This is a genomic window from Phenylobacterium soli (genome assembly GCF_003254475.1).
GTDB lineage: Bacteria > Pseudomonadota > Alphaproteobacteria > Caulobacterales > Caulobacteraceae > Phenylobacterium > Phenylobacterium soli.
In genome coordinates this window covers 653,211-668,667 of record NZ_QFYQ01000001.1, presented here as the reverse complement: position 1 = coordinate 668,667, position 15,457 = coordinate 653,211, and the positions used below count along the sequence as shown (strand labels likewise).

Annotated in this window: 17 protein-coding genes and 1 tRNA gene; 8 read left to right on the top strand and 10 right to left on the bottom strand. The window is 70.6% G+C overall.

Annotated features, from left to right (window positions below):
- Window positions 1–3: 3 nt before the first annotated feature.
- The 5 genes from DJ017_RS03390 to dnaK form a co-directional block, all read right to left on the bottom strand.
- A complete protein-coding gene (locus DJ017_RS03390) occupies window positions 4–573 on the bottom strand; it encodes an HPF/RaiA family ribosome-associated protein (protein WP_111527388.1) in 570 nt (189 codons plus the stop codon).
- A gap of 29 nt (window positions 574–602) precedes the next feature.
- Window positions 603–1,049: a host attachment protein gene (locus DJ017_RS03385; RefSeq protein WP_111527387.1), complete on the bottom strand. Its 447-nt coding sequence runs from the start codon at window positions 1,047–1,049 to the stop codon at window positions 603–605.
- 108 nt (window positions 1,050–1,157) lie between these two features.
- A tRNA-Arg gene (locus DJ017_RS03380) sits at window positions 1,158–1,234 on the bottom strand.
- A gap of 85 nt (window positions 1,235–1,319) precedes the next feature.
- Complete coding sequence (gene dnaJ, locus DJ017_RS03375; RefSeq protein ID WP_111527386.1) at window positions 1,320–2,468, bottom strand: molecular chaperone DnaJ; 1,149 nt, start codon at window positions 2,466–2,468, stop codon at window positions 1,320–1,322.
- A 172-nt stretch (window positions 2,469–2,640) separates the two neighbouring features.
- Entirely contained in the window at window positions 2,641–4,560 is a 1,920-nt protein-coding gene (gene dnaK, locus DJ017_RS03370) for a molecular chaperone DnaK (RefSeq protein WP_111527385.1), read from the bottom strand.
- A 369-nt stretch (window positions 4,561–4,929) separates the two neighbouring features.
- Here dnaK and DJ017_RS03365 point away from each other — a divergent pair, with 369 nt between their 5' ends.
- Window positions 4,930–5,790: a dienelactone hydrolase family protein gene (locus DJ017_RS03365; RefSeq protein WP_111527384.1), complete on the top strand. Its 861-nt coding sequence runs from the start codon at window positions 4,930–4,932 to the stop codon at window positions 5,788–5,790.
- A gap of 27 nt (window positions 5,791–5,817) precedes the next feature.
- Here the strand turns inward: DJ017_RS03365 and DJ017_RS03360 are convergent, their stop codons facing one another.
- Window positions 5,818–6,222 (bottom strand): relaxase family protein, encoded by a 405-nt coding sequence (locus tag DJ017_RS03360; protein ID WP_133255376.1) that lies wholly within the window; start codon window positions 6,220–6,222, stop codon window positions 5,818–5,820.
- Between the two features lie 149 nt (window positions 6,223–6,371).
- Between DJ017_RS03360 and DJ017_RS03355 the strand changes: the two genes are divergently transcribed.
- Window positions 6,372–8,732, top strand: coding sequence for an FtsK/SpoIIIE family DNA translocase (locus tag DJ017_RS03355; RefSeq protein WP_111527382.1), 2,361 nt, complete (start codon window positions 6,372–6,374; stop codon window positions 8,730–8,732).
- Between the two features lie 71 nt (window positions 8,733–8,803).
- On the opposite strand, the gene DJ017_RS03350 is transcribed toward DJ017_RS03355, so the two are convergent.
- The gene (locus tag DJ017_RS03350) at window positions 8,804–9,046 is read right to left on the bottom strand and encodes a UvrB/UvrC motif-containing protein (protein WP_111527381.1); all 243 of its coding nucleotides are present in this window, start codon (window positions 9,044–9,046) and stop codon (window positions 8,804–8,806) included.
- A 97-nt stretch (window positions 9,047–9,143) separates the two neighbouring features.
- Between DJ017_RS03350 and DJ017_RS03345 the strand changes: the two genes are divergently transcribed.
- Entirely contained in the window at window positions 9,144–9,785 is a 642-nt protein-coding gene (locus DJ017_RS03345; protein WP_226999999.1) for a LolA family protein, read from the top strand.
- Window positions 9,786–10,078: 293 nt separating this feature from the next.
- Window positions 10,079–10,885, top strand: coding sequence for an exodeoxyribonuclease III (locus DJ017_RS03340; protein ID WP_111527380.1), 807 nt, complete (start codon window positions 10,079–10,081; stop codon window positions 10,883–10,885).
- 139 nt (window positions 10,886–11,024) lie between these two features.
- On the opposite strand, the gene DJ017_RS03335 is transcribed toward DJ017_RS03340, so the two are convergent.
- On the bottom strand, window positions 11,025–11,708 hold the full coding sequence (locus DJ017_RS03335; RefSeq protein ID WP_165830513.1) for a response regulator transcription factor: 684 nt from the start codon (window positions 11,706–11,708) through the stop codon (window positions 11,025–11,027).
- 53 nt (window positions 11,709–11,761) lie between these two features.
- On the opposite strand from DJ017_RS03335, the gene DJ017_RS03330 reads away from it, so the two are divergent.
- Window positions 11,762–12,280 (top strand): L,D-transpeptidase family protein, encoded by a 519-nt coding sequence (locus tag DJ017_RS03330; RefSeq protein WP_226999998.1) that lies wholly within the window; start codon window positions 11,762–11,764, stop codon window positions 12,278–12,280.
- Between the two features lie 238 nt (window positions 12,281–12,518).
- A complete protein-coding gene (locus DJ017_RS03325; protein WP_111527378.1) occupies window positions 12,519–12,953 on the top strand; it encodes a hypothetical protein in 435 nt (144 codons plus the stop codon).
- A gap of 7 nt (window positions 12,954–12,960) precedes the next feature.
- On the opposite strand, the gene DJ017_RS03320 is transcribed toward DJ017_RS03325, so the two are convergent.
- Window positions 12,961–13,650 (bottom strand): YggS family pyridoxal phosphate-dependent enzyme, encoded by a 690-nt coding sequence (locus tag DJ017_RS03320; RefSeq protein WP_111529944.1) that lies wholly within the window; start codon window positions 13,648–13,650, stop codon window positions 12,961–12,963.
- Window positions 13,651–13,669: 19 nt separating this feature from the next.
- Here DJ017_RS03320 and DJ017_RS03315 point away from each other — a divergent pair, with 19 nt between their 5' ends.
- The gene (locus DJ017_RS03315) at window positions 13,670–14,269 is read left to right on the top strand and encodes a thiamine phosphate synthase (RefSeq protein ID WP_111527377.1); all 600 of its coding nucleotides are present in this window, start codon (window positions 13,670–13,672) and stop codon (window positions 14,267–14,269) included.
- A 1-nt stretch (window position 14,270) separates the two neighbouring features.
- On the opposite strand, the gene DJ017_RS03310 is transcribed toward DJ017_RS03315, so the two are convergent.
- A complete protein-coding gene (locus tag DJ017_RS03310; protein WP_133255375.1) occupies window positions 14,271–14,657 on the bottom strand; it encodes an NtrZ family periplasmic regulatory protein in 387 nt (128 codons plus the stop codon).
- Window positions 14,658–14,966: 309 nt separating this feature from the next.
- Between DJ017_RS03310 and DJ017_RS03305 the strand changes: the two genes are divergently transcribed.
- A complete protein-coding gene (locus tag DJ017_RS03305) occupies window positions 14,967–15,425 on the top strand; it encodes a DUF3576 domain-containing protein (protein ID WP_377284616.1) in 459 nt (152 codons plus the stop codon).
- Window positions 15,426–15,457 lie beyond the last annotated feature (32 nt).

Genomic DNA, 15,457 nt, shown 5'->3' with positions numbered 1-15,457 from the left:
GCCTCAGGCCCGCCCGTTGGCCCTCACCAGGTGGACGGTGGAGGCCTGGGGACCCTTCTCGCCCTCGCGCTCGTGGAAGCGCACGTGCGAGCCGACGGCGAGCTTCTCGAAGTCGCCGTTCAGGAGCGCGTTGCGGTGGAAGTAGATCTCCCGCCCGTCGCCGCTTTCCAGGAAGCCATAGCCGTCGACGGGGTACACTTGGACGACGCGGCCCATGGGCGGCTCCTCGTGGAGCTTCACCTGGCCCTGCGCCTTGCGGCGGCGGTCCTGCAGGCGCCGGCGCGCCGCGGCGAAGGCGTCGCGGACGGCGACGAAGGCGTCCTCGTGGGCGTGGTCGGCGGGCGGGTTGCGGTCGACCACCACGTCGGCGACGTCGGGGCCGGTGATCTGCAGGCGCACGGCGTAGAGATCGCCGTGGCGCTGGCGGTGGCTGCGGCCGATCACGGCCACGCGGCAGGAGGTGATCCGGTCGTGGAACTTCTCGAGCTTGGCGGCTTCGCGCTCGATCCGGGCGCGCAGCGCGTCCGAGGGTTCCAGGCCGCCTTCGAAGGTGATCTGCAGCGGAATCTGCATCGAATGCTCCAGATGGAGGAAGGTGGACTTCAGGCGGGCAGGACGTGGTCCAGCCACTTGGACAGGGTGGCGTCCGCCGCCTTGGTGAGGTCCTTGTCGAGGGCGCCCGCGACATTGGCCTTGTGCTGGGCGAGACGGGTGCGCAGCGGCTCGAGCAGGCGGGCCGGGGCGGCGACGACGACGCCCTGGTAGCCGTCGGCCTTGGCGATCTCGGCGGCGCGGTCGGCGACCTCGTGGACGAAGGTCTCCTTGGCCTGACGCTCGTAGTCGGCGCCGTGCACGTCATGGCGCTGGTTGGTGCCCGACTGCTGGCTGGCGAAGCCGGAGTTGCCCTTCAGCTCGCGGCGCAGGCCCTTGAGGCGGCCGGAGCCGTCGATCTCCGCGAAGGTGACGAAGTCGCCGGTCTCGTGGGAGCGCTCCACCAGGCGCGCATGGGCGCCGTCGGCGAGCACATAGAGCATCTTCAAGTGGGGCATCGCGACCTCATCCAAATCTCGGCCCCGCCGGGGCGGGGCCACCGAGGTCAAGCCTAGCCCCCGCGGGGGTGGCCGCTTTGACGCCGATCAAGTGGAGAGGAAGGCCGCTGGCGCACCCGACACGATTCGAACGTGTGACCTTTGCCTTCGGAGGGCAACGCTCTATCCAGCTGAGCTACGGGTGCGGGTCAGCGGAGCGGTGTCTCTAGCGGAAAGCCGGGGCGGCGGCAAATCGATCCCTCCGCTTTCGGCGCGGGATGCGAAGCGAACTCACGCCGCGCCGGTGACTTCGTCCCAGAAGCGTTTGGCCTTGCCGAGGAACTTGGCGGACTTGGGGTGCTGCTGCTCGCCGCAGATGCCGGCGAATTCGGTGAGCAGCTCCTTCTGGCGCGCGGTGAGGCGGGTCGGCGTCTCGATGAACAGCTCGACCACGAGGTCGCCGCGCTCGCGGCTGCGCAAGCTGGGCATGCCGCGGCCCTTGAGGCGCACGGTCTGGCCGGTCTGGGCGCCCTCGGGCACCTTGACCTCGATCTTGCAGTTGCCGTCGCAGTTCTCGCCGCCCATCAGGCAGGGCGCCTCGACCATGCCGCCGAGGGCCGCCGTGGCCATGGGCACCGGCACGGTGCAGAGCAGGTCCAGGCCGTCGCGCTCGAAAAGCTCGTGCGGGCGGACGGAGATGAAGATGTAGAGGTCGCCGCGCGGGCCGCCGCGGTCGCCCGCGTCGCCCTCGCCCGCCAGGCGGATGCGCGCGCCGTCGTCGACGCCGGCCGGGATGCGGACCGAGAGGGTGCGCTCCTTGCGCACCATGCCCAGGCCCCGGCAGTGCTCGCACGGGTCGAGCACCATGCGGCCCGAGCCGCCGCAGCGGGGGCAGGCGCGCTCGATGGAGAAGAAGCCCTGGGTCGCCCGCACGCGGCCGGCGCCGCCGCAGGTGGTGCAGGTGGTCGGGCTGGTGCCCGGCTTGGCCCCCGAGCCGTCGCAGGGCTCGCAGGTGAGGGTGGTGGGGGCGGTGATCTCCACCTCGGCGCCGGCGTAGGCCTGCTCGAGGGTGATCTCCAGGTCGTAGCGCAGGTCCTGGCCGCGGGCCGGGCCGCGGTTCTGCCGGCCGCGCATGCCGAACATGTCGCCGAAGATGTCGCCGAACACCTCGTTGAAGATGTCGTGGGCGTCGTGGAACTGGGCCCCGCCGCCGCCCATACCGTTGACGCCGGCGTGGCCGAAGCGGTCATAGGTGGCGCGCTTCTGCGGGTCGGAGAGGACCGAATAGGCCTCGTTCAGTTCCTTGAAGCGCCCGGCGGCCTCCTCGCAACCGCCGTTGCGGTCGGGGTGGTGCTCCATGGCGAGCTTGCGGAAAGCGGACTTGAGCGCGGCCTCATCGCAGCCGCGGTCGACGCCCAGGATCTCGTAATAGTCCCGCATCAGATCGTCTGGCGCCCAAAAATGTCACTGAAGGTTGAGGTGGGATGATCCCCGCCGCGCTGCAAGGCTTTTCGCCGAGCGGGCGGGGATCCCTTCACCGTGGAAGCGGCGGCGACGTTCCCCAGGACGACCAGATCGCATGTGATGACGCCGGTCGCCATGGGGCGCGTTGTCACGCCGACTTCTTGCCGTCGCCGTCGACTTCCTCGAACTCGGCGTCGACGACGTCGGAGTCCGCGGAGGCCTCGGCCGAGGCGCCGGCGCCTTCGCCGCCGCCGGCCTGGCCCTGCTGGGCCTGGTACATGGCCTCGCCCAGCTTCATCGAAGCCTGGATGAGGGTCTGGGTCTTGGCCGAGATCGCCTCGGCGTCACCCGATTCCAGCGAGCCCTTCAGGTCGTCGAGCGCCGTCTGGATCGCGGTCCGCTCGGCCTCGCCGACCTTGTCGCCGTGCTCGGCGAGGGCCTTCTCGGTCGAGTGGATGATGGCGTCGGCCTGGTTCTTGGCCTCGACCACCGCCTTGCGCTTTTCGTCCTCGGCCTTGTTGGACTCGGCTTCCTTGACCATGGCGTCGATGTCCGAATCCGAGAGGCCGCCGTTGGCCTGGATGCGGATCGACTGTTCCTTGTTGGTCGCCTTGTCGCGGGCCTGGACGTTGACGATGCCGTTGGCGTCGATGTCGAAGGTCACCTCGACCTGCGGCACGCCGCGCGGGGCCGGCGGGATGCCGACCAGGTCGAACTGGCCCAGCATCTTGTTGTCGGCCGCCATCGGGCGCTCGCCCTGGAAGACCCGGATCGTCACCGCCGACTGGTTGTCCTCGGCCGTGGAGAAGACCTGGGAGCGCTTGGTCGGGATGGTGGTGTTGCGCTCGATCAGCGGGGTGAACACGCCGCCGAGCGTCTCGATGCCGAGGGTCAGGGGGGTGACGTCCAGCAGCAGCACGTCCTTGACGTCGCCCTGCAGCACGCCGGCCTGGACCGCGGCGCCCAGCGCCACGACCTCGTCCGGGTTCACGCCCTTGTGCGGCTCGCGGCCGAAGAACTCCTTCACCGCCTCGACGACCTTGGGCATGCGGGTCATGCCGCCGACCAGGATCACTTCGTCGATGTCGGACTTCTTGAGGCCGGCGTCCTTCAGCGCCTGCTCGCAGGGGCCGATCGTCTTGGCGATCAGGTCCTCGACCAGGGCTTCCAGCTTGGCGCGGGTCAGCTTGATGTTGAGGTGCAGCGGGCCCGAGGCGTTCATCGAGATGAAGGGCAGGTTCACGTCGTACTGCGGAACAGACGACAGCTCCTTCTTCGCCTTCTCGGCCTCTTCCTTCAGGCGCTGGAGGGCCAGCTTGTCCTTGCGCAGGTCGACGCCCTGCTCCTTCTTGAACTCGTCGGCCAGGTAGTCGACGAGGCGCAGGTCGAAGTCCTCACCGCCGAGGAAGGTGTCGCCGTTGGTCGACTTCACCTCGAACACGCCATCCCCGATCTCGAGAATGGACACGTCGAAGGTGCCGCCGCCGAGGTCGTAGACGGCGATCTTCTTGCCGTCGTTCTTCTCGAGGCCGTAGGCCAGCGCCGCCGCGGTCGGCTCGTTGATGATGCGCAGGACTTCCAGGCCGGCGATCTTGCCGGCGTCCTTGGTCGCCTGGCGCTGGGCGTCGTTGAAGTAGGCCGGGACGGTGATGACCGCCTTCTCGACCTTCTCGCCGAGGTGCTGCTCGGCGGCTTCCTTCATCTTCTGCAGGATGAAGGCCGAGATCTGCTGCGGGGAGTAGTCCTTGCCGTGGGCGCGCACCCAGGCGTCGCCGCTCGGACCCTTGACGATCTCGTAGGGCACCATGCCCTTGTCCTTCTCGACCATCGGGTCGTTCCACTGGCGCCCGATCAGGCGCTTGATGGCGAAGAAGGTGTTGGACGGGTTGGTGACCGCCTGGCGCTTGGCCGGCTGGCCGACGAGGCGTTCGCCGTCTTCCATGAAGGCCACGACGGAGGGCGTGGTACGCGCGCCCTCGGCGTTCTCGATCACCTTCGGCTGCTTGCCGTCCATGATGGCGACGCACGAGTTCGTGGTGCCAAGGTCGATGCCGATGATCTTGCTCATTGAGAGTCTTGCTCGCTCCTTGATGGCGGACGCTGCGGGGAAGCCTTCCTAGGTGAAGCGCTTCTGACTGTGCCTCGTCCCCGGTTCGATCAGTCTCGGCCGGCGCTGGCCATACTCGCCAACACCGACGTCGCCTGCCGATATGGGGGAAATTGCGGGGCCTGCAAGAGCGAAAGCCCCTAATCCTGACAAGGACATACCCCCTTAGCACGGTTCAGCTGGCCATCACGAGACGCTTTGCAGAGCTTGAAGGTTCCCTCGGCCGGACGCGGCATTTGAACCCGCTGGCCCTTTGACTCCGCGACGAGCTGCGGCGCAGGATCGCACCTTCACGGTCATACCCGGCACAGAGCCATCGCGGAGGCGCCCATGGTCACCCTCACCCGTCCGGACGGAAACTGGGCCGGCGACCTCGACCTGACCCGGCGATCCATCGCCCTGGCCCTGGCCGGCGGCTATGCGGTGGCCGCCTTCTCGGCCGAGGCCGAGCCGATCCACACCGACGAGGCGGGCCTCGTCGCCGGCATGGTCGAGATCCCCGCCGCCGACCGGAAGATCCCCGGCTACCTCGCCCGGCCGTCCGGCAAGGGCCGCCATGCGGTGGTGCTGGTGAACTCGGAAATCTTCGGCGTCCACGAATGGGTGAAGGACGTCTGCCGCCGGCTCGCCAAGGCGGGCTATGTGGCGCTCGCCCCCGACCTCTTCGTCCGCGCCGGGGATCCCTCCAAGACCGTCGACATGAAGGCGGTCATGGACATCGTGAAGGCGACGCCCGAGGCCCAGGTCACCTCCGACACCGCCGCGGCGCTGAAGTTCCTCAAGGCCCAGCCGTTCGCCGACATGAGCCGGGCCGGCGTCACCGGCTTCTGCTGGGGCGGCGGCAAGACCTGGCTCGACTGCGAGCGCTTCGCCGAGTTCAAGGCCGGCGTCGCCTGGTATGGCCCCCTGAAGGCCGGGCCCTACCCGCGCACTCCGCCGATCGACCTGGTGAAGGACCTGAAGGCGCCGGTGCTCGGGCTCTACGGCGGCCAGGACAAGGGCATTCCCGCCGCCGACGTCGAGGCCATGCGCGCGGCCATCAAGGCGGCGAACAAGCCGGCCGAGATCATCGTCTATCCCGAGGCCCAGCACGGCTTCCTGGCCGACTATCGGCCGAGCTACGACGCCAAGGCCTCCGCCGACGCCTGGAAGCGGATGCTGGCCTTCTTCGCCGCGCACGGGGTCAGGTAGCCGCGCGCCCGTCGCTCGCCGCCGGCGTCAGTGCGGCGGCTCTTCGGGGGGCGGGGTGGCCTGCTGGATGAGGTCGCCGACGCGGTCCTGGGCCGGGGTGGCGTTGGTCGCGCCGCCCGGCTTGGCGGGCGGGGTGATCGGCGGCACCGGCAGGGTGTTGGTCGCCTGGTCGGCCGTGTCCTGGTCCTCGTCGTCAGTCTTGTTGGCCGCGGGCTTCTCGGCGGTCGGCGCCGGGCCCTCGATGCGCTCCTGGCTGAGCGGGGTGGCCTCGGCGGCGTTGATCACCGCGCCCGGCGCGCCGGCCTGGCCCGCGGGCCGCTCGCCCGGCAGGCGGCCGCCATGCTCCGGCGCATTGATGATCCCCAGGGCGAAGGCGGCCAGGGCGCAGAGCCCGAGCACGCCGGCGACCACCTGCAGAACGGGACGGGGCATGGTCCAAGTCATGGGCGTCCAAGTCATGGGCGGGGACCCTAATGCGGCGGAACCGGCGGCGGAAGAGGCCTGCCGCCCGCGCCATGGTAAACGCCCGTTAACGCCTCGCCGGGCAAACAGGGCCGAGATCCAAGATTGGGGCTTTGCGCATGGCGCGGGTGGCGCGGAAGACGGGAACGGCGTGGGCGATGGAGGTCGCGGGCCTGGCCTGGGCCCATCCGCACACCGCCCGCATGCGCGGCGGCTTCACGGCCGCGGCCGGCGTCGCCCTGGCGGCCGCCTTCGCCACCTACAATCCCGCCGACCCGAGCCTGAACGCCGCCGGCGGCGGCGCGCCCACCAACATCCTCGGCGGGCCCGGCGCCATGCTGGCCGACCTCGGGGTGCAGTCGCTGGGGATCGCCAGCGCCTTCGTGGCCCTGCTGATGGTCGTGCTCGGCCTGTCGCGCGTCACCGCCGCCTCCCCCGGCCTGAGCCGCAGCGAGATCCGTCTGCGGGCGCTGGTCGGCGCGCTGGGCGTCCTGACCCTGGCCGGCGCCCTGGCCGGCCCGCCGCCGCCCGCCGCCTGGCCGCTGGCCAAGGGCCTGGGCGGGCTGTGGGGCGATGCGCTGCTGGGCGGCCTTTCAGGCCTGATGCGGCTCGCCCACGTCCCGGCGGCCCACGCGGTGGGCGCCCTGGTGCTGGCGCTGGCCGGCGCCGGGGCCCTCGGCTGGGCGCTCGGCCTGCAGCGGCTGGACGTGGCGGGCTTCGCCGGCTGGGCGCGCGAGGCGGTCAAGCCCAAGGCCCCGATCACCCTGCCCGAGCGCAAGGCGCCGATCGCCCGCCGGGCGGTGCGCGAGCCCGGCATTCCGGAGGGCGCCCTCGATCCGGCGCCCGAGGCCGCCGCCTATGACTCCGAGCCCGCGCTCGACGCCGCCCCGCTGAAGGTGAAGCCGCCCAAGGCGCCGCCCAAGCCCTCGGCCCGCGAGGAGCGCGAAGCCCAGGCGACCTTCGAATTCGTGCGGCCGGGTGGCTTCCGCCTGCCCGAGCTCTCGATGCTGGCCAAGCCCAAGCCCCGCGCCGCCCAGTTCGACGAGGGCGCCCTGCGCCAGAACGCCCAGCTCCTGGAGAGCGTGCTGGCCGAGTTCGGCGTCCGCGGCCAGGTGGACCAGATCCGCCCGGGCCCGGTGGTCACCCTCTACGAACTGGTGCCGGCGGCCGGCGTGAAATCGGCCCGCGTCGTGGCCCTGGCCGACGACATCGCCCGCTCCATGAGCGTCGCCGCCTGCCGCGTCTCGGTGGTGCCGGGCCGCAACGCCATCGGCATCGAGCTGCCCAACCAGAAGCGCGAGACCGTCTATCTGCGCGACCTGCTGGCGGCGGCCGAATACGAGCGCGGCGGCCAGAACCTGCCGGTGGCCCTGGGCGAGACGATCGGCGGCGAGCCCTACATCGCCGACCTCGCCAAGATGCCCCACCTGCTGATCGCCGGCACCACCGGCTCGGGCAAGTCGGTGGGCGTCAACGCGATGATCCTGTCGATCCTCTACCGCCTGCCGCCCGAGCAGTGCCGGCTGATCATGATCGACCCCAAGATGCTGGAGCTGTCGGTCTACGACGGCATCCCGCACCTGCTGGCCCCGGTGGTCACCGACCCCAAGAAGGCCATCGTGGCGCTGAAGTGGACGGTCCGCGAGATGGAGGACCGCTACCGGCGGATGTCCAAGATCGGCGTCCGCAACATCGGCTCCTACAACGAGCGCGCCAAGGAGGCCCTGGCCAAGGGCGAGCACTTCGAGCGCACGGTCCAGACCGGCTTCGACGACGCCGGCCGGCCGATCTTCGAGAGCGAGAAGATCATTCCCGAGGCCATGCCCTACCTCGTGGTGATCATCGACGAGGTGGCCGACCTGATGATGGTCGCCGGCAAGGACATCGAGGGCGCGGTGCAGCGCCTGGCGCAGATGGCGCGGGCCGCCGGCATCCACCTGATCATGGCCACCCAGCGCCCGTCCGTGGACGTCATCACCGGCACCATCAAGGCCAACTTCCCGACCCGGATCTCCTTCCAGGTCACCTCGAAGATCGATAGCCGCACCATCCTCGGCGAACAGGGCGCCGAGCAGCTGCTGGGCCAGGGCGACATGCTCTACATGGCCGGCGGCGGCCGGATCACCCGCCTGCACGGGCCGTTCGTCTCCGACGGCGAGGTGGAGGCCGTGGCCAAGTTCCTGCGCGAGCAGGGTCAGCCGCAGTACCTCGAGGAGGTCACCGCCGGCGGCGAGGAGGAGGGGGACGAGGGCCCGAACCTCGGCTTCGGCGGCGACACCGGCGACGCCAACGACCTCTACGACCGCGCCGTGGCCGTGGTCACCCGCGACGGCAAGGCCTCGACCAGCTACATCCAGCGGCGGCTGCAGATCGGCTACAACCGCGCCGCCTCGATCATGGAGCGCATGGAGCAGGAAGGCGTCGTGGGCCCGGCCAACCACGCCGGCAAGCGCGAGATCCTGGCCGGCCCGCCGCCGTAATTGGCCTCTCCCGCCGCCGGGAGAGGGTAGGCCCTGCCCTCTCCCTCGGGCTTCGCCTCGGGGAGAGGCGACTAGCGCCGCCGCCCGCCGGGCTTGTGGCCCTTGGTCATGGGATCCGGCTTCTTCGGCAAGGTCCCGCCTTCGCTGGCGTAGCGCTCCTGGCTCGAGCCGAGGCCCATCTTCCCGGGAACCTGCTGGCGGATACGGCTCTCGCCGGACTCCAGGCGGCGGATCGCGTCGCGCAGCAGGGCGGCGGTCTCGAAGTCGCCTTCCGCGGCCGCGGCCGCCATGCGGGCTTTGAGGTCGTCGATCATCGTGCGTACAGGAACGGTCGGCTAAGCGTGGGCGTTGCCGCTTGTTCCACGAACAGGCCCAAATGTCGCCGCTCGCATGCGGCAGGCTAACGCCCATATGGATGCCAAGATGAGCTTCACCCGCCGGACTCTCGCCCTCGGCCTCGCGGCCGCCGCCCTCGCCGGACCGGCGCTGGCGCAGGGCGCCCTCAGCCCCGCCGACCAGGCGCTGGTCGACAAGGCGGCGACCTACCTGCAGGGCCTCACCGAGGCGCGCGGCCGGTTCGTGCAGACCGACGCCATGGGCAAGTCCACCCAGGGCACGGTCTATCTGAAGCGCCCGGGCCGGGCCCGCTTCGAGTACGACGCCCCGTCCGGCATGGTGGTGGTGGCCGACGGCGCCGCGGTGACCGTGGCCGACTCGCGGCTGATGACCTTCAACCGCTACCCGCTCGGCTCGACGCCCCTGTCGCTGTTCCTGGCGCGCAACATCCGGCTCGACCGCAGCGTGGCGATCACCGGCGTCGACCGCATTCCGGGCGGCTTCGTGATCGTCGCCCGGGACGGTGCGCGCAAGACGCCGGGCCAGCTCGCCCTGACCTTCCAGGACAGCCCGATGGCGCTGACCGCCTGGTCGGTGACCGACGCCCAGGGCCGCACCACCCGGGTGAAGCTGATCGGGCTGGAGCGGGCTTCGGGGCTCGACAAGGCGCTGTTCACGCCGCGCGATCCGCGCCGGAGCCGGCCCGCCAGTTCCTGAGGCCGGCACCAGATCTGCGACGTGACATTTGCGCAACACGCAAGATGTGGGGCGCGGTTTCGATTGACTTTGGAGCGCCTCTGTGGCCTTAATGCCACTACGCCGTCTGCGCAGTTCTGCGCGGACGAGTCCGTGCCGGAACAATCCCCTCCCGGCGGCGGCATGAGAGACAGACCCTCATCGCCCGGATGGCCCCACCATCCGGGCGTTTCTTTGCGACCTCGCGCGCATGGGCCGGCTTGCGCGAATGGGCCGCCTTCCAGAACCGGGCGGCGGCGCCATATGGATGGGCGATGCGCCTCCGCCTCTGCACCTGGAACGTCAATTCCGTCCGCCTGCGCGCCGAACAGGCCGCCCGCTTCGTCGCCGAGCAGGCGCCCGATATCCTGTGCATGCAGGAGATCAAGTGCCGCGAGGGCGAGTTCCCGAAGGAAGCCTTCGTGGAGATGGGCCTGCCGCACCTGAAGATCGCCGGTCAGAAAGGCTGGCACGGGGTGGCCATCGCCTCGCGCCTGCCGATCGAGGAGGTCGCGCCGCTGGACGTCTGCCGGGAAGGCCATGCCCGCTGCGTGGGCGGCAGGATCGCCGGGATCGAGGTGCACAACTTCTATATCCCCGCCGGCGGCGACGTGCCCGACAGGGCCGAGAACCCGAAGTTCGACCACAAGCTCGATTTCTACGAGAAGCTGACTGCCGAGCTTTCGAAGCGCGACCCGATGGCGCCGCTGGCGATCGTCGGCGACCTCAACGTGGCGCCGGGCGAGTTCGACGTCTGGAACCACAGGTACATGTCGAAGATCGTCAGCCACACCCCGGTGGAGATCGAGGCGTTCGCCGCCATGAAGGCCTCGCTGAACTTCATCGACCTGCCGCGCGAGACCACGCCCGAGCCGGAAAAGATGGCCTCGTGGTGGAGCTACCGGGCCCAGGACTTCCGAAAGTCGGCCCGAGGCCTGCGCCTCGACCACATCCTGGTGACGCCGGGCCTGAAGGACGCCGCCTTCCGGCTCGGTTGCGCGGCGAGCCGCGTGCACGAGGACGTCCGCGCCTGGGAGCGCCCCAGCGACCACGCGCCGGTCAGCGCGGACCTGGTGCTGTAGGGAGCCCAATCCTCCCCCACAGGGGGAGGTGGCCCGGAGGGCCGGAGGGGGTTGCGGCCCACAAACAGCCGACGCCTTGCCCTTCAACCCCCTCAGTCGCTTCGCGACAGCTCCCCCTGTGGGGGAGCATCCGAGGCGACTAAGGCGCGAGCTTGTAGCCGCCGGCTTCGGTGAGCAGGAGCTTGGCGTTGGCCGGATCGGGCTCGATCTTCTGGCGCAGGCGGTAGACGTGGGTCTCGAGCGTGTGCGTCGTCACGCCGGCGTTGTAGCCCCAGACCTCGGCCAGAAGCTCCTCGCGCGACACCGGCTTCTCTCCGGCGCGGTAGAGGTACTTCAGGATGTTGGTCTCCTTCTCCGTCAGCCGGATCTTCTTCTGGTTCTCGTCGACCAGCAGCTTGGCGGCGGGGCGGAACTCGTAGGCGCCGAGGCGGAAGACCGCGCCCTCGGAGTGCTCGTGGCTGCGCAGCTGGGCGCGGATGCGGGCGAGCAGCACGGCGAACTTGTAGGGCTTGGTGACGTAGTCGTTGGCCCCGGCTTCGAGGCCGGCGACGGTGTCCTCGTCGGCGGCGGCCGCGGTGAGCATGATGATCGGCGCGGCGACGCCAGTGGCCCGCATCTGGCGGCAGGCCTCGCGGCCGTCGATGTCGGGCAGGTCGACGTCGAGCAGGATGAGGTCGGGCCGGATCGCCTGGGCGGCGCGGACGCCTTCGCCGCCAGTGGCGGCCTCATGGGTCGCGAAGTCTTCCGCCTGGAGCTGCTCGGCCACGGCCCCGCGAAGGTCCGCGTCATCGTCGACGATGAGGAGGGTCTTGCGTTGAGCCATCGTCAGGAACATGCACCGTATGACGCCCAACGGGCAAAAGGATTTGAGGCTCCATGGTGAAGTTCGTGGCTCACCCGGACGGGCGCTTCGATTTCGGCCAGCGGACGCTGCGCTGCGCCCTGGGCCGCTCGGGCGTGACGCCGGCGGCGGAGAAGCGCGAGGGGGACGGGGCCTCCCCCGTCGGCGTCTGGGCGATCCGCAAGGTGCTCTACCGGCCGGACCAGACGGCCGACGGGCGCGCGCCGCAGACGGCCCTGCCCTGCGAGCCTATCGCGCGCGACGACGGCTGGTGCGACGATCCCGAACACGAGGCCTATAACCGCCCGATCAAGCTGCCGTTCACGGGCAGCTTCGAGAAGATGTGGCGCGACGATCATCTCTACGACCTGGTGGTCGTGCTGGCGCACAACGACGACCCGCCCCGCCCCTATCACGGCAGCTGCATCTTCATGCACCTGGCGAAGGAGGGCTATTCGCCGACCGAAGGCTGCGTGGCCCTCGCGCGCGAGGATCTGGAGGCGGTGCTGGCGGCCGCCAGGCCGGGCGATGCGGTGGAAATCGCCGCCGACTGAGCGGCCCGCGCTCGACGCGGGCAAGGGCGTTGACAGGAGCGAACAGCGTTCGCTACCTCGCGCCCATGGTCCGCAAAGCGATCACCGCGCAGCAGCAGCAGAACCGTCTTTCGACGGCGCGGGCGCGCGCGGGCCATCCGGACTAGGCGATCTCGCCCGATCCGAGCCCTGCCAACCCCGCCCGGCCGGCGGGGTTTTTTGATGCCGCGCGCCCGGGCTCCCTTCGAGGACCGCCAAGATGACCACTCACTATCCCGACGACGCCGCGATCGAGCGCCTGGCCCGCGGCCTGATCGAGCGCAGCCTGCCCAAGTCCGTATGGACCCACGCGGCCCATTTCGGCGCGGCGCTGTGGTTGCTCCGCGCTCATGGCCTCAGCGAGACCACCCGGCGCATGCCGTCGATCATCCGCGCCTACAACGAAGCCACGGCGACGCCGAACACCGACGACAGCGGCTATCACGAGACCATCACCCTGGCCTCGCTGAGGGCGGCCGACGCCCTGCTGGCGGCCCGGCCCGGCGCGCCGCTGCACGAGATCCTCGACGAGCTGATGGCGACGACGATGGGCCGCCCGGACTGGCTCCTCGCCCACTGGTCGAAGGCGGTGCTGTTCTCGGTCGCGGCGCGGCGCGGCTGGGTCGAGCCGGACCTCGCGCCCTTCCAGCCCTGAGGCGGCCTCAGGCCGCGGGCTTCGGCCGCGCCCCGAAGATCGCCGAGCCGACGCGCACGCTGGTGGCGCCGAAGCGGATGGCGGTCTCGAAGTCGTCGCTCATGCCCATGGAGAGCTTCGCGAGCCCGTTGCGCTGGGCGATCGCCTTGAGGAGGGCGAAGTGCGGACCGGCCGGCTCGTCCACCGGCGGGATGCACATCAGCCCTTCGGGATCGAGGCCGTAGGTCCCGCGGCAGGCGGCGATGAAGGCGTCGGCCTCGGGGGGCGTGACGCCGGCCTTCTGCGGCTCCTCGCCGGTGTTGACCTGGACGTAGAGGCGCGGCCGGCGGCCCTGCTTCTGCATCTCCTCGGCCAGCACCCGGGCGAGCTTCTCGCGGTCGAGGGTCTCGATGACGTCGAAGAAGGCGACCGCCTCCTTGGCCTTGTTGGTCTGCAAGGGGCCGATCAGGTGCAGGGTCAGGGCCCCCACGACTTGGGGCGCCTTGCCCTCCCAGCGCTGGTAGGCCTCCTGCACGCGGTTCTCGCCGAACACGGTCTGGCCGGCGTCGAGCACCGGCTGGATGGCCTCCCACGGCTGGGTCTTTGAAACCGCCACCAGGGTGACGTCCCTGGGATCGCGACCGGCGGCTTGCGCGGCGCGCCCGATCCGGGCCACCACGTCGTGATAGCCGGCGGCGCTATAGAGGGGCTCAGCCATTCCCGCGACCTTCTGGACCATGAGGCGGACGGCCGCGTTCCTAAATGGAGCCGCGGCGCGACGGAAGGGCCAAGCCCGCGCCCTGCCCGCCCTGCTGTTCTTCACCGACCCGCAGCGGACGCCCGACGCGGAGCCGATCGCCCGGACCCTGCCGCGCGGCGCGGCGATCGTGTTCCGGGCGTTCGGGGCGGCGGATGCGGCGGCGCAGGGCCGGCGGCTGAGGGCCATCGCGCGCGCCAGGGGACTGCGCCTGCTGGTCGGGGCGGATCCGGAGCTGGCGCGGGCGCTCGGGGCGGACGGGCTCCATCTGCCGGAGCGGCTCGGCGGTCGGGCGCGCGCCTGGCGACAGCCCGGCTGGATCGTCACCAGCGCCGCCCACTCCCTGGCCGCGGCGCGCCGGGCCAAGGCGGCGGGGGCGGACGCGGTGGTGGTCTCGGCGATCTTTCCCAGCGGCAGCCCCTCGGCCGGCGCGCCGATGGGGCCGGTGCGCCTGGCGCTGCTGGCGCGCCAGGCCGGCCTGCCGGTCTATGCGCTCGGTGGGGTGAACGACAAAACGGCCCGCCGTCTGAAGGACGCGGGCCTCGTCGGTCTGGCGGCGGTGGACGCCTTCCGGACCTGAACTAGAACTTGAACTTGGTCTCGAGACGGACGCGGGGCAGGCCCTCGTCCGGGGTGGGCGTCCGCGCGCCGGGTTGCAGCTGCTGATCGCCGAGGGCCACGGCGCCGCCGACGCGCAGCGACGGGGTGATCCGGAAGTAGGCGCCGGCCGCCACGTCGTTGAGGGTGCTCTGGCGGGTGTCGGGCTGCTGCATGTTGAGCGTCACGCCCCAGCGGCCGCGGCGGGCGTCGAGGTTGACGGTCTTGCCGCTCACCACCGGGCTCGCCGCCGGTTCGGCGCGGACGGAGAAGTCCACGCCCTTGGCCGCGTCGGCCGCCTGCGCGGCGGTCGCCGCGCCGCCTATCAGGGCGGCGGCGCCGATCAGCACAGCGATATGGCGGGCACGCATGCTCACTTACTTAGGTCCTCATGACCGTAATCGCAGCTCCACCGGAAAGGATCGGTCGGCCACACGGTCGAGGTCGATTAAATTCCGCCGTACTGCGGGGTCAACCGACTCCAGCGCCGCGGGGTCCCCGTTAACGCTCTAAGCCCGGAGGCTGTGGCCGATGGGTCACGCGATTCCTGTTTGGCGTCCGCAATGGCGTTGTTATAGAGGGCGCGGCGCGGGGGGCGCCGTAGCGCTTGCGACGCGCAGGCCGCCGCGGAAATTCATATGTGGAGACGGACGCGAATGGCGTTTGTGCGAGGCGTTTCGATGCGGCAGGCCGCAACCGGCGCGGTGGTGTTCGCCGCCCTGGGCCTGTCCACTCTTGGCCTTTCCGCCTGCTCGACCCCCCATCTGTTCGGCTCGAAGTCGAACAATGTGCCGAACCCGGCGAGCGCCACGTCCGTGTCGGTCAACGGCTACCTGTGGCGCGCGACGCTGGACACCCTGTCGTTCATGCCGCTGGCTTCGGCCGACCCCTACGGCGGCGTGGTCATCACCGACTGGTACGTGAACCCGGAGAAGCCCGACGAGCGCTTCAAGTGCACCGTCTACATCCTGGACTCGCGCCTGCGCGCCGACGGCCTGAACGTCACGGTCTTCAAGCAGACCAAGGACGCCGCGGGGAACTGGGTGGACGCCCCGGCCGCGACCCAGACCGAGACCGACATCGAGAACGCGATCCTGACCCGGGCGCGCCAGCTTCGACTTTCGAACATCAAGGGCTGATTCCAGCCCCGATCCGTTCGAAGGTCGGCCTC